Source organism: Stappia indica (assembly GCF_009789575.1).
GTDB lineage: Bacteria > Pseudomonadota > Alphaproteobacteria > Rhizobiales > Stappiaceae > Stappia > Stappia indica_A.
In genome coordinates, this window is record NZ_CP046908.1 from 1,983,570 (window position 1) to 2,010,033 (window position 26,464).

A 26,464-nucleotide genomic window follows, 5' to 3' on the forward strand; every position below is an offset into this window, starting at 1 on the left:
CCCTCTTCCTGCTCGGAAGAAATCGAGGTTTGGGGAAACCTCGGCCGGTCGACCCGGATCTCCGTCTCTACCTTGTCCATGGCGCCCCTTGCGACGAGTAGGAACGGGGAGAACGTGCCGTGCCTGACCCTTGCAACGAACTCGCGGGCGGAGGCGTCGTCGAAATCGAGTACGATTGAGTTCGCCATGGCAAGTTCGCTCCTCAGCCGCGCCGGTCCGGGCGTGCGGTCACTCCGGGATCATGGCACCGACATCGCCCTCGAAGGGGTCATGGCTAGCGAGTTCCGTGCGAAGCTGCGTGCCAGGGAGAATCTCGAAGCGTGGGTCGAACTCGACCATGAGCCCCGCGAGCTGCCCGAGCACACCTGGGTCGCCCTCGGCCGTCGCCCGGCCATTGGCGAGAAGCGCCTCGAACGACGCCTCCCCTGTCATCACGGTCTCAAGGTCGGCACGGTTCACGGTCAGCGTCAGGTCGGCGTCGTCGGCCCGGTAGCCCTGGATGTTGGTGAGTGTGGCGTTCGACAACTCCACGACAAAGGTCTCCGCGGTGTCGGGCGTGACCAGGTTGATCTTCATAGCCAGCGACCCGGCGCGGCGGCTGTCCATCCGGATCGCGAGGAAGTTGAGGAAGAGCTCCGTCGACATCGCGCGAATCACATCAGGGCCAGCGCTGCTCACCGCCGTACCCTGCGGGATGCCGGAGCGCAGCTCGTAGGCGCCCGCGAGGAAGCTGTTCCTCAGCCCCGGATTCTCCTGTTGATAGCCGATCTGCTCGAACGCATCCGCGAGCGCGTCCTTTGCCGCGCCATTCGCCGGCTCGGCCTGGACCAGCTTGTTGAGGATTTCGGTCGCGAGCTGGTAGTCGCCGCTGTCGTGCAGGTCCCGCGCCTTGTCAAGGATCGCGTTCGGCCCGCCCATCATCTCGACATAGAGAGGCGCAGTGTCCGAAGGCGACAACGGGATCAGCGTCGCCGGGTTGCAGTCCCAGAAGCCGAGATAGCGCTGGATCACACCTCGCGCGTTGTGCTCCGGCGAGCCGTGGTAGCCCCGACAATGCCACTTGTACTGCAAGCTTTCGGGCACTCGATAAACATTGTGGATCTGATTGATGGTCACACCCTGATTAGCGTAGTGCAGCACCTGATTGTTCATGTTGGCATAGAGGTCGCGCTGGTCCCGCAGCACCTCGCGGATGCGCTCATTGCCCCAGCGTGGCCAGTGATGCGACTGGAACATCACCTCGGCCTCGATGCCAAACCGATAGAGCGCCTCATTGATGTAGCGTGACCAATTGAGCGGATCGCGCACTGGGGCGCCGCGCAGCGTGTAGATGTTGTGCAATGTTGCCGTGACATTCTCGGCCATCCACAGCGCCTTGAGATCGGGAAGGTAGGTGTTCATCTCCCGCGGCGCTTCGGTGTTGGGCGTGTTCTGGAAGATCATCCGTACGCCGTCGACCTCGACTTCCTCGATCGGCTCCGTTACGAACCGGGTGGGTGCGACCAGTCCGTTGACACCCAGCGGGACCCGGTGCCCGAGCCCTTGCGTGACGAAGCCATGGGGAGCGACGGGCAAAAGCAAACCATACTGGTAGAACAGCCGCCGGTTCATCGCATTGCCAGCATAAACGTTCTCGGAGATCGTGAACTGCATAAAGCTGCCGGGGGCGATGATCTCGACGCGTCCCGACGCGATGTCCTCGTCGCTGACGATCCCACGCACGCCGCCCCAGTGGTCGGCATGGGTATGCGAGTAGATCACGGCAGTGACCGGCAATCCCTCGCCCACGTGCTCCTGGAACAAATCCCACGCTGCCCGAGCGGTCTCCGTCGTGGTGAGCGTGTCGAAAACGATCCAGCCGGACGCGCCGCGCACGAAGGTCATGTCCGCAAGGTCGAGGCCCCGCACCTGGTAGATCCCGTGGATCACCTCGTAGAGGCCATAGTTGTTATTGAGCCGTGCGATCCGCGTCATCGACGGGTGGATACTGTCGAACTCCCCCGTCCCGTCCAGAAAATCGTACTCCGCTCTGTCGAAAGCGACGTTCCCAGCATCGGCCATGATCTGCCGCGCGCGCGGCTCGGCGATCATCCCGCGCGCCTGTTCCTCCAGATCGCGGGTGTCCTCGAAGGGTAGAGTTGCCTTTGCCTCCTTGAGCACGCGTATCGTGTGTGCGGACGGAGCCTTGCCTTTGGGATGGAAGTGGCCGACCAGGCCGGCTTGCTCCGCCCGGACAGGGCTGCCTTCCAGTGACAGACTTCCGGCAACCGCAAACGCGGCGCCCGCGACCGGGATTGATCTGATGAACTCGCGTCTGGTGGTCATTTCGGTCTCCGCGTTTCGGTTCGTTCCAGGTCAGAAGGAGACAGCGAGGCCGAACAACGGCTACCCAAAGCCATGTCGACTTTGCATTCACCCATTTGCGTCTCGACCGGCAACTGGCGTCAGCCACCGTGTGTCGACCGCTGCGCGTCCCTCTTCGAGCTTCTGAAGCGCGCCTCCTCCGCCCTTGCAGCGTCGGACTTGCAAGGCATACGGCGTGACGACGAACTCTCCACGCGCAGCTTGCTGGCGTGCATTTCACCCAGCGTGCCGGACCACTGATCACGATGTCTCCAGCGGCGAAAACAACGTTTGGATTGATCGTCCTCAACGACAGTCGAAAGAACTGGCGCTATCTAATTCCGATAAAGCTATATGTTCCGCAGCGATAGGATTGCGTCGGATGCAGCAATCTAAGAAAAAATTCGCCGACATACTGCGAAGCCTGCCCGGCACAGGCTGGCTGTCGGAACAGCCGTTAGAGTTTCAGTGCCGGTTCGCGTTGTCTGGCCGATGGACGACCCTCCGGCGCGGTGAGTTTCTTTACACCTTTGGCGATGTTCCCAACGCGATTTATGGCTTGGGCGAAGGTCTGCTCGACATGTCGATACCGATCGCTGGCGACGAGGAAGTGACTATCTACCGGGCTGGACCCGGCTTCTGGATCGGGGACTCCGCCCTGCTTGCGGAAACGACCCGCTCGATGTCGGTCGTGGCAGTTCGGGAATGCCGTGTCTTTCGGGTTCCGGTTGATGCAGTGCTCCGACAATTGGCAACACATCCAGAAGACTGGCCTTGCTTCTTCAGACTCAGTCACATGAATGCGTCGCTCGCGCTGCGTATCCATGCTGAGGTCTTGTCGCTGCCACCCAAGATCCGGTTCGCACGCATGTTGCTCCGGTTGGCGAGTTCCGACGGATCGGTCCGGGCAACGCAGGAAGAGCTTGGCCGAATGGCCGGGATGAGCCGCGCCGCCTTCCGCCGCGCCTTCACGATGCTGATCGCTGTCGGCGCGGTGCGCACGGAATATGGCAGCATCTGGATCGTCGACCGTGCTGCCATTCAACGGGTAGCTCAGCCAGACTAGCGCCGCACTGGCCTCAATCCGGGCGTGTCTATCTGCAAGGCTTCCCTGCCCTTCCATATGTGAAGTCGTCGGGCTGTCGTCCCGGCCGCGGGCGAGGCAGCATTCAATCAGGAGATACAGACCGATCCCTGGTGAGAGGGAGTGATGATGCCCCTGCTGGAACTCGTGCGCCGGCGCGATCTCTTCCCGCACATCAACAAGAAGCGCAAGGCGACCGTCTATTCGAACGTCGAGGATGAACTGGCACGGCTGACGAGGTGGCATTGCCGCAGGTCGGGGAGGTCGGTTTCGCGAAATTCAAGTGGGAAGGCGCGGCATTTTCTGCAGGAGCATCAGGCAGACCTCGCGCTTCAGAAGCTCAGTTGCGACAAGCCGCTCCCGGCAACGAACCTCGGCCAGTTGCAGAAGATGTTGGTCGCCGCCTGCATCCCGAATGACCTGCTCCCCGACTTTGGATCGCCCCGAACCGGAACTTCCGGGGGCAGAGCACCCGCCGGCCGAAGCCGAGAAGCGCTACTACGCCATGCTGGAAGAACCAGCCATGGCGGCGTGACGCAAACGAAACGGACTCCGGCAAACCCGGGACGGTTCAGGGTTCCGCTGCCCGTCCCGCGGCATGCGCTCCAGACGCAGCAAACGAAAAGGGCGCCGTTCGGCGCCCCAACGTTGTCTCAGCCGCATCCGCCTCCGCAACAATCATCGCGTCTTGGCGCCTCCACCTGCCCTTCCTTCCCGACGAGAACGTGCCAGTCGACGGGACCCGGGATACGATAGGTCCAGGAAAACTGACCGGGAACAGCCTGCTGGAACTGGTAAAGCAGCCCCTGCGGGTCGTGATCGTTGATCAGTTCGAAACACTCGCCCGGATGCAGCGCGTCGTACTGGCGGAAAACCATCAAGTGACGCTGCGGCCTTGGCAGCGACCGCAGGTCCAAGACAGCGACAGGCTGGTCGGCATTGGACGATGTAGAAGTCATGGCACGCTCCGATAGTGATGCGGATGACCATGGTGTTATGGCGAGCGAAAGAGATCGTCCTTGTCGAGGAACAAACTTCGGTTGACGAGGCTCTCACACCTTGCTCGCCAGGCGAACCGGCACTCCAGCTGACAGGCACCGTCCCGGCGCATCTTGCAAGGTCGGGGGCAGGTCACAAGGCGACCCCGAGCCTTATTTCTTCAGCTTCGCCTGTTCCAGGGACCAGTATTCCATATCGAAGAGATCCGGCGTCGGCAGTGGCGTAAACCGACCATAGGCTTCCGCCGCCTGAATGACCCGTGCCGTCTGCGACGCGAGATCGGCAACGATCCCAGCCTCGGCGGCACTGCCTCCGACACCGAACAGTCCCATACCCCGCACCAGGATCACCCGCGGCAACGGATCGAGCATGGTCTTCGGTTCGCTGGCCTGCGCCGCATGGTGCTCGAAGTAGCGTTCATAGCGCCCGCCGAAATCCGCAAGGGCGGCGTCCAGTTCGGCCGCGCTTTCCGTGCCGTCCAGAACCAAAGGAAACGGCTTGACCCTGATGACATGGTCCGGGGTGATCGTGCCCCGACCGGTGATCTCCACCAGGTCCGGCATTTGCAGGAGGCTGTCGATTGCCGCATCCGCGCGAAAATCGAGAGCAACGCCCGAGGCGAAGGCCGGTCCGGCCGCCCGGATGCGCTCCGACAGAAGATCGCGAAAGGCCCGGCTTTCGGCGGTGGCGCCGCGCGGGGCAAGCGGCGGAACGAGACGCACCCCGTGCTCAGCCAGGTGCTCCTCCGCCATGTTCACGAACTCGATCATCCGATCATAGGACTGGCGCGCCGTCTCGCCGAAGGTGAAAAGACCGTGATTGACCAGCCAAAGCCCCTCGCAATCGGGATTCTCGTCGAAGATCCGCGCTGCCTCGATGGAGAGGTCGTAACCAGGCATCACATAGGGCACGATGGCAAGGCGCCGGCCATAGAGGCGACGGCCGATTGCTGCTGCATCCGGCTGGTTCACCAGGGCCAGCACTGCCGCCGCATGGGAATGGTCGACGAATTTTGCCGGCAGGAAGGCATGAAGCAGGGTTTCGATGGATGGATTGGGCGAGCCCGGATCGAGCAGATGAGCCCGCAGCAACGCCACCATTTGCGGATCGGACAGGGCCGGCCCCGACCGCGCCTCGCACAGCGGAGCCAGTTCGAGCGCGGGAAGACCGGGAGCCTCGATCGTCCCCAGGTCCCAGCCACTGCCCTTCACATGCAGGACGGGCCTGAACTCGCCGTCGGCCATGCGGCGCCGCGTCTTGACCGAGGTGTTGCCTCCGCCATGCAGCACGAGATCGGTCTCGCCGCCGATCAGCCGCGACGTGTAGATGCGCAGGGCCAGGTCACGCTCGGCCTCCTCCTCCCCGGCTCCGCGCAACCAGGCTGCCGCCTCGTCGTCATTCCACCTGTTGATCATCCGCACGTCATCCATCGCCTCAAACCTGCTCGTCCACCAGATCCGACATCACCAGCCGAAAGATGTCCTTGCTGCGCGGTCCGGTCATGATGTCTTCCAGCAGCGCCACGGTCGTCTTGTAGTGCTCGGTACGGCGATGATCGTCGACACTCTCGGCGCTGCGGAAGATCTCGACGATGGTGAACCGCGTCTCGTCCTCCGGATCCTGGAGCACGTCGAAACGCAGGTTGCCCGGCTCCCGGGTCGTGCCCTCGTAGTTGATGCGGAAGGCATCGAGGAAATCCTCGATGCGATCCGGTTTCACCTGGATGTGAACCAATTGAACGAACATCTGCAGGTTCACTCCACGCCGGTCTTGCCGAACTTCACATTCAACTCGTGACGCTCGGTCCAGCTCTCCGGAACCGGCGCTCCGGTGTTGTTGAACCACTCCTGGACGGGAATGCCGGAGACGAGTGCCACATTGCCCCAGGGCATCCAGGCGCCGGTGCGCACGATGTATTTCGCGCCGCGATAACCGTCCTCGTGGAACCAACTGTTGGGGCGGGTGCTGGCCTTGGCATCGGGGAAGACCTCGGCAACGCCGTTCCAGGCGTTCGGGTTGTTCTCCTTGGCGTCCTCGATCATGTGGTATTCTTCTACCCACATTTCCTGGCGGATCGCCCGCAGCACGGTAACCAGATCCGGCACGCCCGGGCACAGGGCCAGATCGATGACCCGGTCGTCATAGGCCATGGGGTAACCGGCATCGGTGACGAGCAGAATGTCGTCATGGCCCATCTCGGAGATGGCCCGGCTCAGTTTCACGTTGAGAATTCCATTCCGCCGCATGGCGTTGTCCTTTCGTTTGGGGAAGTCGGTCGTTCAGGCATGTCCCTGAACGATGAGAGAGATGATTTCGTCCTGGGAGGTCGTCGCCATGTCGCGCACGCCGGCCATTCCGCCCAGATGCAGGATGGCCACCCGGTCGCAGACCTTGCGCACATGGCCGAGGTCGTGGCTGACCATGATGATCCCGATGCCCTTGTCGGCGAGTTCCCGCACGACGGAGAGGACCTCGTCCCTGGCGCTCGGGCTCAGCGCCGATGTCGGCTCGTCGAGGATGATGTAGCGACTGCCGAAGGCGGTGGTCCGTGCCAGCGCCGACACCTGCCGCTGTCCACCCGACAGGTGGCCGGACGGCGTGCGGACATCGAAGGGGCGCACGGAGAAGCTATTGACGATCTCCTGGGCGCGCTTCCGCATCTCGCCGTATTTCAGGAAGCCGAAGCGGTTGGTGATCTCGCGTCCCAGGAAGATGTTGTGCACGACCGGCATGTCGTCGAAAAGCGCAAGATCCTGGTACAGCATCGCAATGCCTGTATCGCGCGCCTCCGACGAACTTGAAAAGGAACAGAGCTCGCCGTCCACTTCGATAGTGCCCGTGTCTGGCATCACCGCACCGGCCAGCACCTTCATCAAGGTGGACTTGCCCGCGCCATTATCTCCCAGCAGCCCGACCACCTCGCCGGCTTCCACTTTCAGATCGATGTTCTCGATCGCTTTCACCGGCCCGTAGGATTTGGAAATTCCGCGCAGAACCACGCTCATGTCATGCCATCCAGTCTTCGCAGATATCTTGGAGGCAGGGACCGCGTCGCGGCCCCCGCAGCATGGGAGGCTCAGCGGTCGAGCTGGCCGGAATAGCGGAAGGCATGCGCGGTTTCCGCATCGATCGCCTCGCTCGACATCTTGTAGTCCAGCGGCTTGATCGTCGCGGCCAGGACGACCGGCACCGGGTCGCGCTGCGCGTGGGCCCGGATGGCTTCCGCGACCGCGACGCCCCAGTCGTCATTGACGCGGAACGCCGTCACCTTCAGGCCGCCTTCCTTGATCGACTTCAGTTCGTCGGCGCCGCCGCCCCAGCCGTTGATGATGACGTCATCCAGAACGCCGCGCTCGGTCGCGGCCGCCAGCACGCCAAGCGCCACGGCGGTGTTGCCTGCGTGCAGCATCCTGATATCGGGGTGGCGGCTCAACAACGCGTTGGCCCCGCTGAAGGCGAGCTCGCGGTCGCCGTTCGCCTCGAACTCGCCAACCAGTTCCATGTTGGAGTTCTTGGTCACGCAGTCGGCGAAATGGTCCGACCGCTGGCTGTCGATGAGGCCGGGAATATAACGCACGAGCGCGAACTTGCCCTCGCCGCCGGTCTCTCCGATCACCCACTGGCACAGGGCCTCAGCCCCGATCGTATGGTCGAAACCGACATGGGTAATCGGTTGCTTGTCGGTGCCGTAGGTGTCCACGAAGGGATTGACGACGTTCATCACCAGCGTCGGCAGGGCCTCGGCAAGGCGCGAGATGTTCGACTTCTGCACCTGATACTCGGACGGGCCGATCACGACATAATCGAAGTTGCCGGCCAGAACCTGCTCGACCTGCGCGCCCTGCCGGTCGTGCTCGTCCGGCTTGATCATGAACTCGGTAATCTCGAAGGGCACACCGAGTTCCTCAAGCCGCTTGCGGGTCGAGATATTGAGGCGGGCCCAGGCGTCCGAGGTTTCAAGGCTCGGGAACATCAAGGCGATGCGCAGCGGCTTGTCGAACGTCTTGGCGCTGGCAACCGGCTCGGCGACCACCGCCTTCATGAATTTGTCCATGGCTGCCCGTTCGGCCGGCACCATTTCGTGCAACTCGGGGAGCAGGAAGTAGCCGCGCTCCTTGGCGCCTGCCGGCACATCCTGAGCCGCAAGCGGCAAGGACAGGGCAAGGGTTGCGGCTCCGGTCAGCAGGATTGTTCTTGCAAGGATCTTCTTGGTCATTTCGTCTCCTCCACTTTGCTTTTTTGGTATTTGGGTAAATCTATTCCTCGCTGCGGCTGTTGCTGCGGGAGTAGAGGCCGATGGTGATCAGGATGACGGCGCCAGCGGCCACGTGTTGCCAGAAGGCCTCGAAGCCGAGCATCACCACAGCGTTGGTGATGGTGGCGAGCAACCAGGCCCCGAGCAGCGTTCCGATGATCGAGCCGCGTCCGCCGAACAGATTGGTGCCGCCGACGATCACCGCGGCGACGGTGTTCAGCAGGATCGTCACCGCGCCCGAGGCGACGACCGCATCGAGGCGACCGGTCAAGATGATGCCGCCAAGAGCCGCGATCAGACCCATGAACACATAGACGCCAACCCGGTAGTTCAGGACGCTGATGCCGAGCCGCCGTGCTGCAACCGGATTGCCGCCGACGGCATGCAGCCGGGCGCCGATCTTGTGGTAGGCGAAGATGCAATGTGCCGCGACGATGAAGGTAAGCGCGATGACCAGCGGCATCGGAATTCCGAGCAGCCGCCCGCGCCCGAGCCAGGTGACGAATTCCGGAAAGCCGAAGAAGACGCCGCCGCCGGCATAGACCAGCGCCAATCCGCGGAACACGAGCTCCGTCGAAAGCGTGACAATGAAGTCCGGCATCCGCAGCTTGGTGATCAGCAGACCGTTGATCAGGCCGCAAAGCCCGCCCGTCGTGAAACCGACAAGCACCGCGACCCAGAGCGGCAGGCCGAAATCCTTGAGGGCGGCGGCAAAGGCAACGCTGGACAGCGTCAGGATTGCGCCGATCGACAGATCGATACCACGGGCGGTGATGACGGCCGTCATGCCGATGCCCAGCAACATGATGAGCGAGGCGTCGAGGGAGATTGCCCGCATGTTGCCGGCGGAAAAGAAGCTCGGCGTGGTGAAGGCCATGATCAGGGCAATGATGCCGAGCATCACCGCCGGCGCAGCCAGCGGGACCTTCGTCGGGCCGAAGAGCGGGGGCAGGTTGCCGCGCCAGTTCGAGGTTTCAAGCACCTGGCGCTGCCGCGCAGCCGGGCCATCGTCTTGTACGAGTGCCAATGTTTCCTCCGGAGGTGTGTTCATTTGTTTTTTGTTGGATCAATTGAACACACAGCTTGGGAGGAGTGTCAAGCACCTCGTTTTCCTCCCGCGTCATCGGCACCCGCGCGCAGCCGCGCGCCCCGCCAGGCAGGCTGCAGGAAGGTCGGAAAACGGGAGGGAAGACGTGCGCGGATCAAACCACCAGAGCGTGGGCGGTTTGCTCGTCAGTAATGAAGATATTGATGAAATCGCCCTGCAGGGCCGCGCGTATCGCAGGCACCTTGTCGAGGCCGCCGGAGGCGGCAATCATCCGCGGCGCCTCGCGGTAGCTCTCCAGCGGCAAGCCGATCACCCGCTCGTGCAATGGCAGGTCGATCTCCTTGCCTTGCGCATCGAAGAACCGGCAGAGAACATCGCCAACCGCACCGCTCCGGCGCATTGCCTCGACCTCCGCGGGATGGACATAGCCGCGACGGATCACGCTGGCGGTCTCGTCGACCGCACCGATGCCAACCAGCGCGAAATCGGCCTTTAGCGCCATCTGCAATGTGTTGCGCACGCTGGCGTCGCGCAGCATAGCCTTGGCAATCTGGGCATCCTCCACCACCAGCGGCGCTGGCACGAGGAACATCTTGCAATCGGCACTGACAACGCGAAGGCCGTCGACATAGGCCTGAACGCCGCCGGTCATGCCGACAAGGTCGATCCGGCGATCGTTCACCAGATGGCCCAGGCGACGGATCGCCGCGCCGACCATTTCCCCCCAGCCGACCGCCAGAAGCCCGCCCTCATCCAGGCGCTGCATCAGGAACTGGGCCGCGGCCTGGCCAAGCCTTTCGCTGCGTGGCTCCCCCGCGAGATGCGGGATGACCCGCACCTCCTCCAGCTTGAACCGGTCCTGCAAGCGGCGCTCGATCTCCAGGCACCCCTGCAAGGCGGAGTTGATACGCACCTCCAGCATGCCGCTGCGGCGACCGTTTTCGAGCATTCGGGAGACCTTGATACGCGGCAGGCCCAGCTTTTCGCCAATCGCCTGCTGCGTCAGTCCGTCATGGTAGTAGTACCAGGCCACACGGGCCAACAGCGCGTCTTCCTCGGAAATGATCGGCGTCTCGAATGCAGTCATGGACGATCTCTCAGGCACGCGCCAAGACGTCGGCCCCGTCTGACGCAGGGGCTTCCGCGTAAAAACGCAACGGTATTACGAATCAGGCTCCACCAAACTTCAAGCTCAAACCGGCCAAACTTGGTCCAGCGCGTTTGCCCCAGAGCGAACGATCCGGTCAAGGCAAAAAGCGGGACGCGGCGCTTGACGAGCCCTATCGTGCATGTTCATATGTTTTGTATAAACACAAATGATCTATTCGTAAAGCGATCCGGCATCCGCATACCTCGAAGGAGCGGTGGACAGCCAGACGTTCCCCCCGGAGAGGAAACCATGACCACCGCCACCACCCTGCGCGCGCCCGCCCACGCTCTCAACATGCGGCTGATCGGCCACTGCACCCAGGGAGGACGATCCGACGGAACGCAGATCATGGTGCGCGACGGCTACGCCTATGTGGCCCACATCTTCTCGAAGGGCTTCAGCGTGATCGACGTTCGCGATCCCTCCCGCCCTCGCACGGTGAATTATATCCCCTCCCCGCCCAACACCTGGTCGCTCCATCTTCAGGTGCATGACAACCTCCTGTTGACGGTGCACGCACAGGACCAGTTCGCAAAGCCGGAAAGCGACGACGAACGTAACTACTACAAGGCCGACACCAGCGACATCTCCAAGGCGATGCAGGCGACGGACCGGAACCATTCCGCCGGCATGGCCGTCTACGACTTGAGCGATCCCGCGAACCCGCGACAGATCGGCTTCATGCCGGTCAATGGCGTCGGCCTGCATCGGATCTGGTACGCGGGCGGGCGCTGGGCTTACGCCTCCGCGCAGATCGAAGGGTTCACCGACTTCATCCTCGTGACCATCGACATGTCCGATCCCACAAGGCCGGAGATCGCCGGCCGGTTCTGGCTGCCGGGAATGAATGTTGCCGCCGGCGAGGTGCCGGACTGGCCGCTTGCGGAGGGGCGCTACAGCCTGCACCATCCGATCGTGCATGGCGACACGGCCTATTGCGGCTGGCGCGATGCCTGCCTCGTCGTCGTCGACGTGAAGGACCGCACGGCTCCCAGGATGATCGCGCATCGCAACTGGGCACCGCCCTTCGGTGGCGGCACCCACAACTGCCTCCCCCTGCCGGATCGCGACCTGCTGATCGTGGTCGACGAGACGGTCCTCGACAACGAGGAGGACGGCGACAAGCCGATCTGGGTCTTCGATATTCGCAACCCTGCCAATCCGATCTCCATCGCCACCTTCCCCAAGCCCAACGACCGCGACTACAAGGCCGTCGGCGGGCATTTCGGGCCGCACAACGTCCATGAAAACCGGCCGGGCAGTTTCGTCAGCTCGACGCTGATCTTCTCCACCTGGCAAAATGCCGGCTTGAGGATCCACGACATTTCCAATCCCTACGCCCCTAGAGAAGTCGGCGCGCTCGTTCCCCAGGCCCCGACACATCATGTCGACCATCGCCCGGGCCGACCGCTGGTTATCAACACCACGGATGTCTTCGTGGACTCTGCGGGTCTTGTCTATTTTACTGACTTCAGCGGCGGCGGCCTGCACATCGCCGAGTTCAACGGCTGAGACCGGCCGGCGCACGCGACGAGGAGGGCTCAATGCCGCAATACTATCTCGCCATAGATGCCGGCACCGGCAGCGGCCGGGCGGTGGTCTTCGATGACGCTGGCCGTCAGTGCGGTCTCAGCCAGGAAGAGTGGACCCATATCAGCGAGGCCGGCGTCCCCGGCTCGATGAGTTTCGACTGTGCGGGGAACTGGCGGCTTCTCGCCCGCTGCATCCGCCGCGCCATCGCCAGTGCCGGCATCCGCGCGGATGAGATCGCGGCGATCAGCTCGACATCGATGCGCGAAGGTATTGTGGTCTACGACGCGGCGGGAAACGAACTGTGGGCCTGTGCCAATGTCGACGGCCGGGCGACGGCCGAAGTCGCCGACCTGAAGGCCCGGGACGAAGAACTGGAAGCGCATTTCTACCGCGTCAGTGGCCAGACCTTCGCGCTCGGGGTCTGGCCGCGGCTGGAATGGCTGCGCCGGAACCGTCCGGGCATCTTCGAAAAGGCGGCCAGGCTGTCGATGATCAACGACTGGGTCGCCGCCCGCCTGAGCGGCGAGATCGTGGTCGAGCCCTCCAACGCGGGCACCACGGGATTGCTGGACCCCGGTGCCAGGCAATGGTCGAACACGCTGATCGCCGAAGCTGGGCTGCCGCGCGAGCTGTTTCCGCGCGTCGTCGAGCCCGGTTCGGCGATCGGCGGCGTCACGGCGAAGGCCGCGGAGGAAACCGGGCTGAAGACCGGCACGCCGGTGATCTGCGGCGGCGGCGATGTGCAGATGGGAACGCTGGGCCTTGGCGTCACCCGCGACGGCGATGCCGCAATTCTCGGCGGCACGTTCTGGCAACAGGTGATCAACATCCCGACGGGCCGCACCGACGACACGAGGCGGGTGCGCATCAATCCGCATGTGGTTGCCGGGCTGAACCAGGCGGAGTGCATCTCGTTTTTCGTCGGCCTGACCATGCGCTGGTTCCGCGACACGTTCTGCGGCGAGGAGAAGCAAGAGGCCGCCCGGCGCGGCATGGACGTCTATGCCCTTCTGGAGGAAATGGCCGCCAGGGTTCCGCCTGGCAGCAACGGGATCATCCCGATCTTTTCCGATGCGATGGACTTCGGACACTGGTACCACGCGGCCCCATCCTTCCTGAACATGTCGATCGAGCCGGGCCACACCACCAAGGCGAGCCTGTTTCGCGCGCTGGAGGAAAACGCCGCCATCGTCTCCAGCATCAACCTGGAACGGGTCATGAGCTTCTCCAAGGTCCGCATCGACAAGCCGGTGGTGTTCGCCGGTGGCGCGTCCAAAGGCGCGCTATGGGCGCAGATCCTGGCCGACGTTCTGGGCCGCGAGGTCGCCATCCCAAGGGTGCGCGAGGCGACCGCGTTGGGATGCGCTGCGGTCGCGGCCTTCGGCATCGGAAATTTCTCGTCTCTGGCCGAGGCCGGATCGGAAATGTCAGAGGTGGAGCGCATTGTCACGCCCAACCCCACGGTGGCGGAGACCTATCTCGCGGCACGGAACCGCTGGGAACGCGCCTACCCCCAGCAAAAGGCCCTGACCGACGCAGGCGTGACCTCCGCCATGTGGCGCGCGCCAGGCGTCTGACTGTAAAAGCTATGAAGGTTGCCCGGGGTAGGGTCGCTTGCCCCGCCCCGGCCACAGCATGACCGGACTGGGACACGGCACTCACAGCAACCGCGAGCAGGACTGGAACTACCTGCATGTCTGCGTCGATGACGCCAAGCGTCCAGCCTATTCCGAGATGCTGACCAGCGCGACCCCGGCACCATATTGACGCGTGCCCTCGCCTGGCTGCCCGGTACAGCATGCAGGCCAGCGCATCATGATCGGAAATTGCTCTTGATAAAGACAAGTGGTGGTAGCGGAGGAGGGACTCGAACCCCCGACACGCGGATTATGATTCCGCTGCTCTAACCAACTGAGCTACTCCGCCATACCGGCAGCGGGCAGCTGAGGCCCGCGCGAGTGAGCCCGCATATAGTCGGCGCCGTGGCTGCCTGTCAAGAGACGAGCCGCAGGTTAGGCGTGCTTCTCCCCACCCGCCGTTTCGTGCAGCTCCTGAGGGCGTCGGTGGATGTCCCTGCAGCGGGGAATGCCACAAGCCAGGGCACAGCCCAGCGCATCTCCCCTGCCCGGCGCAAGCGCGTTTCCCTCACCCGAGAATTGGGCTAGAGCAGGGTGCGCGACAACAGTCGGACGGCGCGCGAGGCAGGCGCCAGCCCGCAGAAAACACAAACCGGCGACGAGCAGGCAAGACGAGCAAGATGGCGGGGCAGAACGACAGCGAGACGGGCGGCACCGAAGGCGGCAGCGGGCTCGGCTCCCTCTTCGCGTTTCTGATCCGCGACGGCAACCTGATGCGCTCGCCCGTGCTCGCCTATGCGGTGCTGGCCAGCGTCACCCGCTCGGGCATGATCTACGCCATCAACACGCTGGCGGGCGCGGCTGCCATTGCCACGGGCGATGTCCTGCTGCTGTTCGCCGCCATCGCCTCTACCCTCACCTTCTCGCATCTTGCCCGGGTCGCCAGCTTCCGTCTGGTCGAGACCACGAAGCGGCGGCTGCGCACCGAACTGAGCCGGCGTCTTCTGGAGGCCCGTGCCGACTTTCTCTCCCGCCGCGACCACGGCAAGGTCTATTCCATCGTCACCCACGAGGTGAACCAGATCTCCTATGCGTCGGTGAACTTCATCCAGTCGCTGGAAGCCGTGCTGGTGATCGCCTTCTGCATTCCCTACATCTTCTATCTGTCCTGGCCGAGCGGTGTGGCGACGCTGGGAGCTGTCGTCCTCGGCGCCATCGGCTACCTGCTGGCGCAGACACCGGCACAGGCGAGCGCCGAGCGCGCTTCCCGCACCGAGTGGACCTTCTTCGACCGGGTCAACGACGTATTGCGCGGTTACAAGGAACTGCGGCTGCGGCGCGCGCGGCGCGACGGACTGCAGGCCGACATCGTCGACGCGGCGAGCCGCGAGCGCGAGCTGAAGGTCACCGCAGAGCGCTTCTTCAGCCTCGGCCAGACGGTCGCCCAGGGCGCGATGATGGGGCTCCTGTGCCTCATCGTCGTCGGTCTGCCGCTCTTTGCCGGCACACCTACGGAGACGGTGCTGCAGGTGCTGACCGTGGTGCTGTTGACCTACGGGCCGGTGGAAACGGTGATGGGCAATCTTGCCTCCTTCTCGCGCGCCGCCGTCGCGCGGCGCCTGATCGCCGGGCTGGAAAAGGACCTGATCGCCGAGGCCGAGACCGACGCGCCGGCGACAGGACCTGTCGCTCCTCCTACCCGCTTCTCGCGGATCGAGCTGCGCGGCGTGACGGCGACCCTGTCGGAGGCACCGCCCGAAGGGGCTACCACTGCCGCCCCTGCCGACGACGAACGCTTCACCGTCGGACCGATCGATCTGGTGCTGGAGCCCGGGGAAGTGGTGTTCATCAGCGGCGGCAATGGCGCCGGCAAGTCGACGCTGATCTCGCTGCTGACCGGGCTGCGCCGGCCCGAAGGCGGTGAAATCCTTCTCGACGGACAGCCGGTGACGACGGCCACCCTTCAGGACTACCGGGACCTCTTCAGCGCGGTCTTCAGCGAGTTTCACCTCTTTTCCCGGCTTTACGGGCTGGACGAGGCCGAACAGGCGAAGGTTCCGCCGCATCTTGCCGAGCTCGACCTTGCCCACCGCGTCCGCATCGAGAACGGCGCGTTCTCGACCCTGGCGCTGTCGACGGGCCAGAAACGGCGGCTCGCGCTGTCCGTAGCGCTTGCCGAGGCACGGCCGATCATCGTGCTGGACGAATTCGCCGCCGACCAGGATCCCGTCCGCCGCAAGCTCTTCTACGACGTGCTGGTGCCGCAGATGGCGCGCGACGGCCATCTGGTCATCGCGGTGACCCACGACGAGCACTGTTTCGACAAGTGCGACCGGCTGATCCGCATGGAGGCCGGGCGCATCCTTGCCGACACCCGCCAGCCGGGGGCGGCACACGCGATGGCAGATGCCGCGTCAGGAGCCTGACCCTCAGGCCTTCACGCGGGCATTCTGCGGATCGTAGAGAGGGCCAAGCTCGATCCGCGCCGGAACCCGCTCGTTGGCGACGACGAGCTCGTAGCTGCCGGCGCGCAAGTACCCCTCGTCCACACCTTCCGCACGGCGCACATAGCCGTAGCCGATCGGCCGATCCACTGTGTAGCCATAGCCGCCGCTCGACAGATAGCCGGCAAACTCGCCGTCGCGCAGGATCGTCTCGCGGCCGAGCAGAACCACGCTCTGGTCCTCGACAGTGAAGCAGGCGAGCTGCTTGCGCAGCGGCGCGCCCGCAATCCGCTCCGAGGCCTCGCGGCCGAGGAACGGCAGGCCGGAGCGCAGCTTCACCGCCCAGCCGAGGCCCGCCTCGAACGGACTGTCGTTCGGCGTGATGTCGGCGCCCCAGGCGCGATAGCCCTTTTCCAGCCGCAGGGATTCGATGGCGCGGTAACCCGCCGGCCGGATGCCGTGCGGCGCACCGGCCTCCATCAGGGCATCGAACACCGCGCCAGTGGCCGCGATGGGCACATGCAGCTCCCAGCCGAGTTCACCGACATAGGTGACGCGCAAGGCCCGCACCGCATGCCCGGCGATCTCGATCACCCGCACATGGCCGAAGGGGAAGGCCTCGCCCGAGACATCCGCCGTCGGCGCGACAGCGGCGAGTACGTCACGCGCCTTCGGCCCCATCAGCGACAGCGTGCCGAACTCCTCGGTCACATCGACAAGGGTCGCGTTGGAGCCTGCACGCAGATGCTCGGCGATCCAGCTGCCGTCATGGGTTCGGAAACCGGTGCCGGTGACGATGTAGAACAGGTCCTCGGCAAGACGCGCGACGGTCAGGTCGCACTCGATGCCGCCGCGGCTGTTGAGCAGCTGGGTGTAAGTGAGCCGGCCCGCCGGCTTGCCGATCTTGTTGGCACAGATAAACTCGAGCTGTTCCGCCGCATCCGGCCCACGCAGCTCGAACTTGGCGAAGGACGACTGGTCGAAGAGGCCGACGGCCTCGCGCACGGCCCGGTGTTCCTCGCCGACCGCATCGAACCAGTTCTGCCGTCCCATCGAATAGACGTCGCGCGGCTCGTCGTGGGCACGGGCAAACCAGTTCGGCCGCTCCCAGCCGAGCTTGGAGCCGAACACCGCCCCGCGCGTCTTCAGCCGCTCGTAGAGCGGCGAGACGATGCGCGGGCGCCCGCTCGCATATTCCTCGTGCGGGAAGACGATGGTGTAGTGCTTGCCATAGGCTTCCAGTGTGCGCTCGCAGACCCAGTCTCGGTCCGTGTGAAGGCCGGAGAAGCGTCGGATGTCGACGCTCCACAGGTCGAGCGGCGCCTCGCCCTTCATCACCCATTCGGCGAGCACCCAGCCGGCGCCGCCGCCCGAGGCGATGCCGAAGGCATTGAAGCCGGCGCCCACATACATGTTGGTGCACTCTGGGGCTGCGCCGAGGATGAAGTTGCCGTCCGGCGTGAAGCTTTCCGGCCCGTTGATCATCTGCTTGACGCCGGTTCTCTCCAGCGCCGGGATGCGATGGATCGAGTTGACCAGATGCTGCTCGAAATGATCCCAGTCATCCTCGAACAGCTGGAACTGGAAATCGTCCGGCACATCGCCCGTCGTCCAGGCGATGGGGTCCGGCTCGTAACCGCCGAGCGCCAGACCGCCGACCTCCTCCTTGAAATAGGTGCGGCGGTCGGGGTCGCGCACGGTCGGGGTGTTGGAGGTGATGCCCTCGATCTGCTCGGTGATGATGTACTGGTGCTTGACCGGCTGCAGCGGCACGTTGACGCCGGCCATGGCGCCGACCTGCCGTGCCCATTGGCCGGCGCAGTTCACCACCTTGTCGCAGGCAATGCGGCCCTGCGTCGTCTCCACATGGGTGATGCGCGCCCCGTCCATGACGAAGCCGGTGACGCGAATGCCCTCGACGATCCGCACGCCGTGCATGCGCGCGCCCTTGGCCAGCGACTGAGTGATGTCGGAGGGGCTGGCCTGCCCGTCGGTCGGCAGGAAGGTGGCACCCACCAGATCGTCGACGCGCATCAGGGGCCACATCGCCTTGACTTCGTCCGGCGACAGCAGATGCATCTCCATGCCGAAGCTGCGGGCGGTGGTGGCAAGGCGGCGATACTCGGTCCAGCGGTCCTTGTTGCAGGCGAGCCGCAGGCAGCCGGTCATCCGCCAGCCGGTCTCCAGACCCGTCTCGGCATCCAGCCGCTTGTAGAGGTCGACGGAGTATTTCAGCACCTGGGTGATCGAGGCGGAGGAGCGCAGCTGACCGACCAGCCCGGCCGCATGCCAGGTCGAGCCGCTGGTGAGCTTGCCCTGCTCCAGCAGCAGCACCTCGGCCTTGTGGTCGCGCGCCAGGTGATAGGCGGTCGAACAACCGATGATGCCGCCGCCGATGACGACGATCTGGGCCTGCTGTGGAAGCGACATGGAACTAACCCTTTCCGAAACGGAGGCGGTAGCAGGCAAGCGCCGCCTCGAAGGCGGCGAGCGTTTCTGCGGTGTAGGCGACGTAGTCGACGCCCGGCGCGTCGAGATGCAGTTCGGAGACGAGGCTCCAGAGGGTCTCGCGCAGCAGCGAGGCGACCTGCATCGCCGCATGGGCATGCAGAAAGGCCGCGTCCGCCGGCGCATCGAGATAGATCGACAGAAGATCTTCGGTCTCCATCTGCGAGAAACCCGCATTGGAGGCGACGCCGGCGAGGTCGAACATCGCCGTGCCGAAGCCCGCATATTCGAAGTCGATCAGCCAAAGACGGTTGCCGTCGTCGATGAAGTTGGCCGGCAGCAGATCGTGGTGGCCGAAGACGATAGGCAGCGCCACCTGCGCCTGCTCCATCTCCTGCGCTACAGTGAGGAATTCCGGCAGGCGGCCCGCCATGCGCGAGTTGCCGGCAACCAGCGTGCGGGCATAGTCGCGGATGACGTGGAAGACCCAGAAGATGAAGCCCGCACCGCTGACCCGCTCGCCCATGCCGGTATGGAAGCGCCGGATGAGCGCCGCCACATCGGCCCGCCGGGCGCGGACGTCTTCAGGCCCGAACGTGTGCCCGTCGATGAAGCGGGAGACCATGATGCCGGGCTCGACATGCACCAGTTCCGGCGCAAGGCCGAGATCGACGGCGGCCCGCGTCACCATCGCCTCGCGCGCCCGCTCCACGTGATGGAACGGAAAGTCCCGGCCGAGGCGCACGACGAAGGCGTCTCTCGCGTCTCGGACGAGAAAGCTGGCATTGGAGAGGCCGCCATGCAGCGGCTCGATCACGGGGCGGCCGGACCAGACCGGCAGGGCGGCGATCCTGTCGTGGGTTGCGGCGGGCCCGGGCGCATCGCTCATGAGCGTCCTCCTGCGGTGTCGTCGAGACCGAGGCGCTGCCGGCTGCGCTCCGCGGCAGCGGCGATCAGCCTGTCGGCGATGATGGCGATGAAGGCGACGGCAAGACCGGCGACGAGGCCGCGTCCGGTATCGGCCTTGGTGAGCGCGATATAGACCTCCTGGCCCAGGTCCCGCGTGCCGACAAGGGCGGTGATCACCAGCATCGACAGAGCCAGCATGATGGTCTGGTTGATGCCGAGCAGGATCTCCGGCAGGGCGAGCCGCAGGCGGATCTTGGTCATCAGCTGCCACGGGGTCGCCCCCGCGACGAGCCCCGCCTCGACCAGCTGCGGGTTCACCTGGCGCAGCCCGTGCGCGGTGTAGCGGATGGCCGGCGCGACCGCATAGGCGACGACGGCGATCATGGCCGTGAAGTCGCCGACGCGGAACAGCATCACCGCCGGCATCAGGTAGACGAAGGAGGGCAGCGTCTGCAGCGTGTCGATGACCAGTTCGACGCCCTTCCACACCCGCTCGCGCGTGGAAGCGAGAATGCCGACGGGAATGCCGATCATGCAGGCGATGACGACCGAGATGCCGCACAGATAAACGGTCACCATCGCCTTTTCCCACTGGCCGGTGAGGGCGATCAGCGAGGCGAGCACGGTGACCAGAAGCGCCAGCCGCCAGCCGCCGAGCCGCCAACCGAGCAGGCCAAGCAGCCCGGTGACGCCGAGCCACGGCAGACCGGCGAGGAACCGCTTCACCGGCACCAGCACGTTAAGCAGCAGGGCGTTCTTCACCGCCTCGATCTGGTCGAAGAAATTGACGTTGATCCAGCCGACGATGTCGCTGCCGACCGATCCGGTGGAAAGCTGCAAGGCCTTCGGGTAGGCCTGCACGGGCGCGGCGACGAGGCCGGCAAGCGCCGTGACCAGGACGAGCAGGCAGCCGGCAACCGTATAGGGATGACGCGCGAGCAGCCCCTTGCGCTGTGCACCCTCCGCCCCGTGCTCCGGACGGCGGCCGGCAAAGGCCTGGCTCAGCCTGTCGAGCGCAATGGCAAGCGCGACGATGGCAAGCCCTGCCTCGATGCCGGCGCCGATGTCGAGCCGCCTCAAGGCGGCCAGCACATCGAAGCCGAGCCCGCCCGCACCGATCATCGAGGCGATGATCACCATGTTGAGCGACAGCATGATCACCTGGTTGACGCCGACCATCAGCCCCGGCCGCGCACTCGGCACCAGGATGCGCCAGGTCATCTGCCGCCGCGAGCAGCCGGTCATCCGGCCGAGCTCATGCACCTCTTCCGGCACGGCACGCAGGGCCAGCAGGCTGATCCGGGTCATCGGCGGCAGCGCATAGATGATCGTCGCGACGATCGCCGAAGTCGGGCCGAATCCGAACAGGAACAGGATCGGCACCAGATAGGCGAAGACCGGCACGGTCTGCATCAGGTCGAGCACCGGCCTCAACGCCTTCTCGAACACCCGCCAGCGGAAGGCGGCAAGGCCCAGCAGCAGCCCGCCGACGACCCCGACCGGCACGGCGATCAGGATCGAGGCGAGCGTGACCATCGCGCTGGCCCACTGGCCGAAGACGGCAAGGAAGGCAAAGCAGCCGCCGACCAGCAGCGCGAGACGGCGCCCGCCGGCATAGTGGCCCATCAGCATCGCAACGCCGGTGACCGCCAGCCACGACAGCGGCGGCAGCAACTGCACCGCGGCGCTGCCGCGTCCGTCGAGAATGCCGGTCGACAGCAGCCCGAGAACCAGGCGATAGGGTGCCTCCACCATGGCGGCGAGAAAGCGCGTGAGATCGGTGAAGGTGAAGAGGCCAAAGCTCGCGTCCTCGACCAGCCAGCGCATCGCATCGCTGATCCAGCGCTGCATCGGGATGCGCCAGCCGCGCGGAATATCGAAAGCCCAGCCGGCATAGGGCTCGCCGAATTGCCAGAGCAGAACGAAGGCGAGAAGACCGGCGCCCCAGATCATCTGCCAGCGGCGGCGGTTCTCGCGGCCTTCGGCTCCGGCGGCGGCGACAGGCGCGGGCGAGCGCGGAATGCTGGCGGCCTCGCTCATGCTCAGCCCTGCATCATCACGGTGACGACCGCATCGCGGGTGAGGCGCCCGAGCACCCGCCCGTCGCGCGCGCGCACGCCGATTTCCTGCAGGCGGCCGGCAAAGAACGAGGCCGCATCGGCAATGGGCGCGCCCTCGTCCACTGCCGGGGCACCTGCCGGAGCGCTCCCCGTCTCCATCAGGCTTCCCGCGCGGATCACCTTGGCGCGGGCAACGCCGCGGGTGAACTCGGCGACGTAGTCGTTCGCCGGTCGAAGGACCAGGTCTTCCGGCGTGCCGATCTGCACCACCGCGCCGTCCTTCATGATGGCGATGCGATCGGCCAGGCGGATCGCCTCGTCGAAATCATGGGTGATGAAGACGATGGTCTTGCGCAGCACCGACTGCAGTCGGATGAACTCGTCCTGCATCTCGCGGCGGATCAGGGGATCGAGCGCCGAGAACGGCTCGTCGAGGAACCACAGCTCCGGCTCCACTGCGAGCGAGCGGGCAATGCCCACCCGCTGCTGCTGGCCGCCGGACAGCTCGCGCGGGAAGAAGCCCTCGCGCCCTTCCAGTCCCACCAGCGAAATCATCTGCCGGGCACGCGCCTCGCGCTCCGCCCGCCCCACGCCCTGCACCTCGAGCGGGAAGGCGACATTGCCGAGCACGGTGAGATGCGGCAGCAGCGCGAAATGCTGGAACACCATGCCCATGTGGTGGCGGCGGATCTCGATCATCCGCTTCGGGCTCGCGGCAAGCAGGTTCTCGCCGTTGAACAGGATCTCGCCATGGGTCGGCTCGACCAGCCGCGACAGGCAGCGCACCAGCGTCGACTTGCCGGAACCGGACAGCCCCATGATCACGAAGATCTCGCCCTCGCGCACGCCGAGATTGACGTCGCGCACCGCGCCGACCAGTCCGGCCCGCGCAAGGCGGCTGCTGTCGGCGGCCTCCGCGCTGTCGATGGAGTAGTGTTCGGCGCCGGCGCCGAACAGCTTCCAGACCGAGCGGCATTCGAGCTTCGTCGCAGGCGCTGCGGCTGCGGGCCTCTCGCCCTGCTGCATGGAAGTGGTCACGGGTGGCATGCCTCGGCTTGCAGGTCCCGCCGCCGGCCCGCCAAACAATGGCAGGACAGATCGGCGACAGGGCGAAAAGAGGCTGCCGCCGTCCCGGGGACGGAAGACGGCGGCAGCCAGTCGGGCAAGATTGTTACTTGATCCACTCCGACCAGCGGCCGGCATTCGCGTCCATCCAGGCAGCGACCACGTCCTCGACGCTCTGTCCGTCGAGATCGACCTTGGTGATCATCCCGCCCATCTCGTCATTGTCGACGGAGAAGGCCGAGATCGCCTTGTGCGCGCCGGGCCACTTGTCCTTCACGCCGGACCACGCGACCTTCCAGATCGGCCCGCGCGGCTTGCCGCAATCATAGGCCATGTCCGGATTGGAGCCCCAAGCGGGATCCTCGTAGCAAGCCTTCTCGTAGGCCGGGAACTCGACCCACTCGCCCTCGTATTTCTGCGGCGCCCAGTGCGGGGCATAGACCCACAGGAGGATCGGCGCCTTGCGCTGATAGGCAGATTCCAGCTCGGCGAAGAGCGCCGCGTCCGTGCCTGCGTGAACCACCTCGAACGGCAGGTCGAGCGCTTCGACACGTTCGTCGTCATAGCCGCCCCAGGTCACCGGCGCTCCCAGATACCGGCCCTTCGGCGCCGTCTCCGCAGTGGAGAAGGCCTCGGCGCAGGCATCGCTCTTCAGCGCTTCCCAGTCGGGCAGGCCCGGGCAGAGCTCCTTCATGTAGCTGGGATACCACCACTCCTCGATCGCCAGCATGCCGCTTTCGCCGAGATTCTCGACCTGCCCGGTGGCGGTCGCCTCATCCAGCGCATCACGGCCGGTGGTCTCCCAGATCTCCATCGCCACATGCAGGTCGCCGGTCTTCAGGCCGGCAAACTGGGCGATGTAGTCGGCCTGGACGTATTCGATGTTGTAGCCGGCCTTTTTCAGCACCTCGCCCATGATCTGCGTGGTGATTAACTGGCCCGTCCAGTCGTGCAAGGTCAGGCGGATGGGGTCTGCGTTCTCCGCGGCTCGCACCGGCGTCCCCGCAAGGACGGTTGCGGCCAGCAAGGCGGACAGGATCGCTGCCGCCGGGCGGACATGTGTCATGGCTGGTTCCCTCTGTATGCGCTCTGGAGGCAGCGCCCGCCCTTGTCGGATCTCTTCGGCGCCGTCACAGGATCGTCACCTCGGCTGCCAAGCCTGTCAATGCATTTGAGGGATAAAATTGGCAAATACGACGGTAGATGTGGCTTTTTGAGATTGAATAACCGATATTACCACAAAAGCCACACAGATAACCAAACAGCCGGCCGTCTCCTGCACCATGACCTTCAGCAAGCGCCAGACCCTGATCCTGGAAAGCACCCGCCGCTCGGGCAGTGCCCGCATCGCCGATCTCGCGGCCGAGCTCGACGTCTCGCTGGAGACGATCCGCCGCGACATCCGCTCGCTGGTGGAGACCGGCGAGATCGTCAAGTCGCACGGGCTTGTCAGCCTGGCGCGGCAGGACATGGAGGCCCCGTTCGAGCGCCGCATGCGGGAAAACCTCGAGGCCAAGATCCGCATCGCCCGCCATGTCGCGGCCGGCATCGCCGACGGCGACAGCGTCATGATGGACACCGGCACCACGACGAGCGTGCTGGCGCGCGAACTGCGCGGCAAGACCGGCCTGACCATCGTCACCAACTCGTCCGACGTCGCAAGGACCCTGGCCACCGTGAACGGCAACAAGGTCTACATGGCCGGCGGCGAGTTGCACGGCGACAACGGCGCCGCCTTCGGCCGCTCGGCCATCGACTTCGTCTCCGCCTTCCGCGTCCGCCACGTGGTCATCTCCATCGCGGCCATCGATCCGGTGGGCGGACTGATGGACTACCACCTTGCGGAGGCGGACTTTGCCCGCACCGTGCTCGGCTGCGGCGAAACCCGCACGGTCATCACCGACCACAGCAAGTTCAACCGGCGCGCCCTGGTGCGGGTCGCCGGCTTTCCCGATGTCGACCGGATCGTCACCGACACGGCTCCGCCGCCGGAGATCGCCGAGCGCCTGCTGGCCGCCGGCACCGCGCTGGAAATCGCTGCGTAAGACGGCATCCCGGCACGGCCACGCCATTGCCACGGAACTGCCGTTTGCCGTCGCCCGGATTCTCCATTAGGAAACGGGCAACATCCTGCCCCTTCCATCCGGAGGCACTTTTCCATGGCCGACCTCATCGTCGATGGCGGACACCCGATCTCGGGCACCGTCATTCCGTCGGGCAACAAGAATGCCGTTCTGCCAATGCTCTGCGCCACCCTGCTCACCGACGAGCCGGTAACGCTGGAGAACGTTCCCGAGATCAGCGACGTCGCCAAGATCCTCGCCTATTTCGAAAGCATGGGCTCGACCGTGGCGCGCGCCGACGACGGCGCGACGCTGACCATCCGCCACGACTTCGAGGCCTTCCGCAGCGGCGAAGCGGACCTGCCGCTCGGCATCCGCTCCGCCGTGCTGCTGCTGGCGCCAGTGATGGTGCGCACCGGCACCCTGACATTCGACACCGATGCCAAGGGCTGCGCTCTCGGCCTGCGCGAGATCGATCCCCATCTGGAGATCATCGAGCAGTTCGGCGCCCGCATCGTCGCGACGCATCCTTACGACATCCGCCGTGAGAGCCAGCTCAAGGGCCAGGCGATCTGGGCCGATTATGCGTCGGTGACCGCGACCGAGACCTTCGCGATGATCGCCGCCACGGCGGAAGGCTCCTCCGTGCTGATGAACGCGGCCTCCGAACCGCATGTCCAGGCGCTATGCGAGATGCTGCGCTCGATGGGTGCGAAGATCGACGGCCTCGGCACCTCGCGCCTGAGCGTGAGCGGTGTCGAGCGCCTGTCCGGAACCCGCGTGCGGGTGCCCGACGATCATCATGAAGTCGCGACCTTCCTTGCCATCGGCGGCGTCACCGGCGGCCGTGTCACGGTGAAAACCGACGTCACCCCGCACATGACGCTGATCCTGCGCCAGTTCGCCAAGCTCGGGCTCCAGTTCGAGACGACCGACGATTCCATCACCGTCACCGGCTGGACCCGCGAGATCTCCCGCCCCTATACCCGCGAGATGCTGCCGAAGATCGAGGCCGCGCCCTGGCCCTACTTCCCGGCCGATCTGCTGCCGCAGGCCATCGGCGTCGCCGTCGGCTGCCACAGCGAGATCATGTTCTGGAACAAGATCTACGAGGGCGCCCTGGCCTGGAGTTCGGAACTGGCGAAGTTCGGCGCCCGCGTGCACCTGTCCGACCCGCACCGGCTGATCGTCTTCGGCGGCAACAACCTGCGGCCGGCGGAAGTCGAGGCGCCCTATATCATCCGCGTCGTCCTTGGCCTGTTCCTGGCGGCGATTCAGGTCGAGGGCCAGTCGACCATCCGCAAGGCCGACCCGATCCGCCGCGCGCATCCGCGCTTCGTCGAGAAGCTGACGGAGCTCGGCGCGCAGGTCCGCTGGGCCTGACGATACATTTGCGCGAAAGCGACCGTGCGTGTCGCTTTCGCGCATCTGGACATCCTCCCCATCGCCGTTAGCCTGCGAGGGCCGACGACCGCGCGATCAGGAG

At 65.1% G+C, this 26,464-nt stretch carries 21 protein-coding genes and 1 tRNA gene; 7 read left to right on the top strand and 15 right to left on the bottom strand.

Annotated features, from left to right (window positions below):
* Nucleotides 1-228: 228 nt before the first annotated feature.
* Nucleotides 229-2,325, bottom strand: coding sequence for an alkyl/aryl-sulfatase (locus GH266_RS09365; protein ID WP_158193672.1), 2,097 nt, complete (start codon nucleotides 2,323-2,325; stop codon nucleotides 229-231).
* A 400-nt stretch (nucleotides 2,326-2,725) separates the two neighbouring features.
* Between GH266_RS09365 and GH266_RS09370 the strand changes: the two genes are divergently transcribed.
* Nucleotides 2,726-3,409: a Crp/Fnr family transcriptional regulator gene (locus GH266_RS09370; protein ID WP_158193673.1), complete on the top strand. Its 684-nt coding sequence runs from the start codon at nucleotides 2,726-2,728 to the stop codon at nucleotides 3,407-3,409.
* 671 nt (nucleotides 3,410-4,080) lie between these two features.
* Here GH266_RS09370 and GH266_RS09375 read toward each other — a convergent pair.
* The 8 genes from GH266_RS09375 to GH266_RS09410 form a co-directional block, all read right to left on the bottom strand.
* Nucleotides 4,081-4,386: a DUF2249 domain-containing protein gene (locus GH266_RS09375; RefSeq protein ID WP_158193674.1), complete on the bottom strand. Its 306-nt coding sequence runs from the start codon at nucleotides 4,384-4,386 to the stop codon at nucleotides 4,081-4,083.
* A 192-nt stretch (nucleotides 4,387-4,578) separates the two neighbouring features.
* A complete protein-coding gene (locus tag GH266_RS09380) occupies nucleotides 4,579-5,841 on the bottom strand; it encodes a class II aldolase/adducin family protein (RefSeq protein WP_158193675.1) in 1,263 nt (420 codons plus the stop codon).
* Between the two features lie 19 nt (nucleotides 5,842-5,860).
* Nucleotides 5,861-6,172, bottom strand: coding sequence for an antibiotic biosynthesis monooxygenase (locus GH266_RS09385; protein WP_158193676.1), 312 nt, complete (start codon nucleotides 6,170-6,172; stop codon nucleotides 5,861-5,863).
* A gap of 8 nt (nucleotides 6,173-6,180) precedes the next feature.
* The gene (gene rbsD / locus GH266_RS09390; RefSeq protein WP_158193677.1) at nucleotides 6,181-6,672 is read right to left on the bottom strand and encodes a D-ribose pyranase; all 492 of its coding nucleotides are present in this window, start codon (nucleotides 6,670-6,672) and stop codon (nucleotides 6,181-6,183) included.
* A gap of 33 nt (nucleotides 6,673-6,705) precedes the next feature.
* Nucleotides 6,706-7,431, bottom strand: a complete 726-nt coding sequence (locus GH266_RS09395) for an ATP-binding cassette domain-containing protein (RefSeq protein ID WP_158193678.1) — start codon at nucleotides 7,429-7,431, stop codon at nucleotides 6,706-6,708.
* A 71-nt stretch (nucleotides 7,432-7,502) separates the two neighbouring features.
* Nucleotides 7,503-8,642: a substrate-binding domain-containing protein gene (locus GH266_RS09400; protein ID WP_158193679.1), complete on the bottom strand. Its 1,140-nt coding sequence runs from the start codon at nucleotides 8,640-8,642 to the stop codon at nucleotides 7,503-7,505.
* 40 nt (nucleotides 8,643-8,682) lie between these two features.
* On the bottom strand, nucleotides 8,683-9,708 hold the full coding sequence (locus tag GH266_RS09405) for an ABC transporter permease (protein WP_158193680.1): 1,026 nt from the start codon (nucleotides 9,706-9,708) through the stop codon (nucleotides 8,683-8,685).
* A gap of 175 nt (nucleotides 9,709-9,883) precedes the next feature.
* Nucleotides 9,884-10,816, bottom strand: a complete 933-nt coding sequence (locus GH266_RS09410; RefSeq protein WP_158193681.1) for a sugar-binding transcriptional regulator — start codon at nucleotides 10,814-10,816, stop codon at nucleotides 9,884-9,886.
* A gap of 312 nt (nucleotides 10,817-11,128) precedes the next feature.
* On the opposite strand from GH266_RS09410, the gene GH266_RS09415 reads away from it, so the two are divergent.
* Genes GH266_RS09415 through GH266_RS23600 form a run of 3 tightly spaced genes read left to right on the top strand, consistent with a single transcriptional unit; the run spans nucleotide 11,129 to nucleotide 14,179 of the window.
* Nucleotides 11,129-12,391 carry an LVIVD repeat-containing protein gene (locus GH266_RS09415; RefSeq protein ID WP_199270490.1) on the top strand — a complete coding sequence of 421 codons (1,263 nt, stop codon included), beginning with the start codon at nucleotides 11,129-11,131 and terminating at the stop codon, nucleotides 12,389-12,391.
* Nucleotides 12,392-12,423: 32 nt separating this feature from the next.
* Nucleotides 12,424-13,989, top strand: coding sequence for an autoinducer-2 kinase (lsrK, locus tag GH266_RS09420; RefSeq protein WP_158193682.1), 1,566 nt, complete (start codon nucleotides 12,424-12,426; stop codon nucleotides 13,987-13,989).
* A gap of 58 nt (nucleotides 13,990-14,047) precedes the next feature.
* Nucleotides 14,048-14,179 (top strand): hypothetical protein, encoded by a 132-nt coding sequence (locus GH266_RS23600; protein WP_280524821.1) that lies wholly within the window; start codon nucleotides 14,048-14,050, stop codon nucleotides 14,177-14,179.
* A gap of 82 nt (nucleotides 14,180-14,261) precedes the next feature.
* Here GH266_RS23600 and GH266_RS09425 read toward each other — a convergent pair.
* A tRNA-Met gene (locus tag GH266_RS09425) sits at nucleotides 14,262-14,338 on the bottom strand.
* 331 nt (nucleotides 14,339-14,669) lie between these two features.
* Between GH266_RS09425 and GH266_RS09430 the strand changes: the two genes are divergently transcribed.
* Nucleotides 14,670-16,415 (top strand): cyclic peptide export ABC transporter, encoded by a 1,746-nt coding sequence (locus tag GH266_RS09430; RefSeq protein ID WP_158193683.1) that lies wholly within the window; start codon nucleotides 14,670-14,672, stop codon nucleotides 16,413-16,415.
* Nucleotides 16,416-16,418: 3 nt separating this feature from the next.
* Here the strand turns inward: GH266_RS09430 and GH266_RS09435 are convergent, their stop codons facing one another.
* From GH266_RS09435 to GH266_RS09455, 5 genes are all read right to left on the bottom strand, one after another.
* Nucleotides 16,419-18,863 (bottom strand): GcvT family protein, encoded by a 2,445-nt coding sequence (locus GH266_RS09435; RefSeq protein WP_158193684.1) that lies wholly within the window; start codon nucleotides 18,861-18,863, stop codon nucleotides 16,419-16,421.
* A 4-nt stretch (nucleotides 18,864-18,867) separates the two neighbouring features.
* On the bottom strand, nucleotides 18,868-19,770 hold the full coding sequence (locus GH266_RS09440) for a choline/ethanolamine kinase family protein (protein WP_158193685.1): 903 nt from the start codon (nucleotides 19,768-19,770) through the stop codon (nucleotides 18,868-18,870).
* Nucleotides 19,767-21,830: an ABC transporter permease gene (locus tag GH266_RS09445; RefSeq protein ID WP_209001569.1), complete on the bottom strand. Its 2,064-nt coding sequence runs from the start codon at nucleotides 21,828-21,830 to the stop codon at nucleotides 19,767-19,769. Before GH266_RS09445 ends, GH266_RS09440 begins: the two co-directional genes overlap by 4 nt.
* Nucleotides 21,831-21,832: 2 nt before the next feature.
* Nucleotides 21,833-22,876 carry a quaternary amine ABC transporter ATP-binding protein gene (locus tag GH266_RS09450; protein WP_158196128.1) on the bottom strand — a complete coding sequence of 348 codons (1,044 nt, stop codon included), beginning with the start codon at nucleotides 22,874-22,876 and terminating at the stop codon, nucleotides 21,833-21,835.
* A gap of 145 nt (nucleotides 22,877-23,021) precedes the next feature.
* On the bottom strand, nucleotides 23,022-23,981 hold the full coding sequence (locus GH266_RS09455; protein WP_158193686.1) for an ABC transporter substrate-binding protein: 960 nt from the start codon (nucleotides 23,979-23,981) through the stop codon (nucleotides 23,022-23,024).
* Nucleotides 23,982-24,198: 217 nt separating this feature from the next.
* On the opposite strand from GH266_RS09455, the gene GH266_RS09460 reads away from it, so the two are divergent.
* On the top strand, nucleotides 24,199-24,960 hold the full coding sequence (locus GH266_RS09460) for a DeoR/GlpR family DNA-binding transcription regulator (RefSeq protein ID WP_158193687.1): 762 nt from the start codon (nucleotides 24,199-24,201) through the stop codon (nucleotides 24,958-24,960).
* Nucleotides 24,961-25,074: 114 nt separating this feature from the next.
* Nucleotides 25,075-26,361, top strand: coding sequence for a UDP-N-acetylglucosamine 1-carboxyvinyltransferase (locus GH266_RS09465; protein WP_158193688.1), 1,287 nt, complete (start codon nucleotides 25,075-25,077; stop codon nucleotides 26,359-26,361).
* Nucleotides 26,362-26,464: the final 103 nt, after the last annotated feature.